The organism is Vibrio sp. Vb0667 (genome assembly GCF_033391095.1).
The window spans coordinates 1-2,438 of the sequence record NZ_JAWPOL010000075.1 but is presented as its reverse complement, the minus strand read 5'-3'; the positions used below and the strand labels follow the sequence as shown (position 1 = coordinate 2,438).

The window sequence follows — 2,438 nt, the reverse complement described above, 5'->3', positions numbered from 1 at the left end:
TTCTTTTAGTTGTTGATTTCATAACACTCTCCAATTTTGGGGGGTGGAAAGTGTCAACCTTATTTAGGACGGCACAAAGAAAGCTGGGCGTTTACCTTTTGTAAATGCAAATAGATCTTTACTACCACATTTAGGGCAAACGTCTTTTTCTTCATCAACGTCAACTTCATTTCCCAATGATTCTGAGAAATCGCTACTAAGTATTTGTTTCGCATCTTCTGCATCACTTTCGGCCACCATCAGACGGACGCCGCCTATTGCATTTGAATAAAGCCACTGAGTATTTACCGTGTGCTCGTCAGCGATGTAACTTTCTATTCCGACACTATCTAGGCTTGCTCTCGCAATATGAGCTTCATGAGGAAAAGAAAACCTTGCTACTACAATCACATATTGCTCCTTGTGGGAAAGCGCTCCCGTAAGGTATAAGAAACGCTAATTGGAAATGCTATGTGTAGTATTTCTTTTTGAACAACTTATTAGCCCACTACAGACTAGTACATATACCCTAACCAATCTATATGGCCAACAGCCCAAGTTTTGCCGCTGATAGGTTTAACATATAAATCATCTAGTTGCTCTACAGCAACACCGTAATTTTTATGTTCATGAACGCGCAACCAAGAACTTAGAGAGTTAAGGCGCTGATAACCATTAGCCACATAAAAACGCTCCAAATCGGAGACTAAAATGATGAAGTCGACATCTTTAGTGGACGCATACTCGCTGAGTTGAGACAACATTGTTGTGCCAATACCTTGTCTTTGAACTTTGCTCTCGACACAAAAGTCACTCACACCTAATACTTTATAAATTTCATCACCAACGCGAACAACTCTGTAGTCTAATCCCATGTAACCAACTAACTGATCACCTTCGTAATTCAGAACTCTCATATGCGGGAGTTGCTTATAGTAAGAGCGAGTAACTTGGTGTTCAGGAAACGACTGGTTTCTAAGCGCTTCAATTGCATTATGCTGCGCTTTAGATAATTCGATTTCTGGGTAAATATCCATATTTGACCTTTGAGTATTAATGACCTTTTGGTTACGATCCCTGTCGTTGAGTTTAACTCCGAGCGTGTCCTAACCTTGTGGAACATTGACAAATAACATAGAGTTTCTCAAAACACTACTTACAACATTTTTACTGCAAACCAATCGAAGTTGCTTAAGAACAAACACTACTTCATAGCAATGCCTACGGACCAAGCATTTGCAGCTTCTTACCCACACCCTATTCCGCCATCTGGAATTATTTTAATTACACAACGTGGGTACTCAATGTTGGTAAAAGCATTTACCGATGATTTTTCATGGCAAGTCCAAGAACAATTGGCAGATGCATATTTCGAAGCACAGAGAGTACTATCATCGGCGGAGCAACTATTAAACCAAGCTAATTTGCTAGTTCAACATGACCAACGAATTAACAACTTAGAAAAGGCTCAGTTAAATACACAAGCTCACATTTCTAGAACAAATGCCGAAGTTACAAAAGCCAATCAAAAAGCCGACGATGCATTTAAAGCGGCAAATGCTGCATTAGAGCATAAATTTGGAGATAAGGATTACTACACAGTTATCGCTTATTGTAACTCTAAAAATATCCCAATCATTCTGACCTTAGCAAAAGCTAAAGGTTTGGAAGCTAGAGCTTACACCCAAAAAATTGGAGGTAAGATCAATAAAGTTCCTGATGAACGTTGGGGACAAGTAAATGCGTATCATATTGCAGTTTTAGACCACGTTTTTAAACAGTGATTTATATCGGGAGTCCTCTGCTGAGGGCTCCAATTCCCCGTAATAAGGCTGACGCCCAGCTAAGGGGTGAGCAACGCAATACAAAAGCCGCCGCAAGCCGCCTTAATCACTAAAATCAACGCATGGTGAAAATGACACGCGTTGCGAATCCCTCTTGAACAGTTTGTTATGTGCGTACTTACGTTATGCACCAAACTGTTTTATACGCTTAGCGCCAATAAAAACTGATACTTACTTTGTTGAAGTAAGTCTAAATGGCGCTCAAACATGGGTACGCCATTGGATAAAGAAAGGGGGTAGACGAGTCCATTACCGACATACACCCCAACGTGTGCTCCGTATGAGTCAGTAGAGTCGTTGTACATCATGATATCTAGCGGCTTAAACTCAGTGACCACCTCACTCATCCCACCATTCACTAGAACGGTAGTTAGGTGGATTTAGACCGAAGTCTCTGAGCAGGTTATAAGCAAAGACCTGACAGTTAGCTCCAAGCGTTAAGTCTGAATCATCTTTGCAACCCGGAATGCGGGATGAAACGTATCTTACATTTTTGAATCTGTCGGGAATATCCATTTCCATTTTCTCCCAAAGCACATAACGCCGCATTAAGGTGTGAGCGGCGCTTGGCTATACTTGAGCGAAGCGAAACTGCCAAGCGTTGCGAATCACTCT

General features: G+C 41.2%; 3 protein-coding genes and 1 pseudogene. 1 reads left to right on the top strand and 3 read right to left on the bottom strand.

The genetic code is table 11. The features are described 5' to 3' along the window. Nucleotides 1-72: 72 nt before the first annotated feature. Together R8269_RS23400 and R8269_RS23395 are read right to left on the bottom strand one after the other, a co-directional pair. Nucleotides 73-390: pseudogene (locus R8269_RS23400) on the bottom strand (DUF2007 domain-containing protein); the annotation flags it as partial. 104 nt (nucleotides 391-494) lie between these two features. Then, nucleotides 495-1,016: a GNAT family N-acetyltransferase gene (locus R8269_RS23395; protein WP_005377075.1), complete on the bottom strand. Its 522-nt coding sequence runs from the start codon at nucleotides 1,014-1,016 to the stop codon at nucleotides 495-497. 150 nt (nucleotides 1,017-1,166) lie between these two features. Between R8269_RS23395 and R8269_RS23390 the strand changes: the two genes are divergently transcribed. Continuing rightward, entirely contained in the window at nucleotides 1,167-1,763 is a 597-nt protein-coding gene (locus tag R8269_RS23390) for a hypothetical protein (protein ID WP_249371628.1), read from the top strand. Nucleotides 1,764-1,963: 200 nt separating this feature from the next. Here the strand turns inward: R8269_RS23390 and R8269_RS23385 are convergent, their stop codons facing one another. Beyond that, complete coding sequence (locus R8269_RS23385; RefSeq protein WP_005377069.1) at nucleotides 1,964-2,170, bottom strand: hypothetical protein; 207 nt, start codon at nucleotides 2,168-2,170, stop codon at nucleotides 1,964-1,966. Nucleotides 2,171-2,438 lie beyond the last annotated feature (268 nt).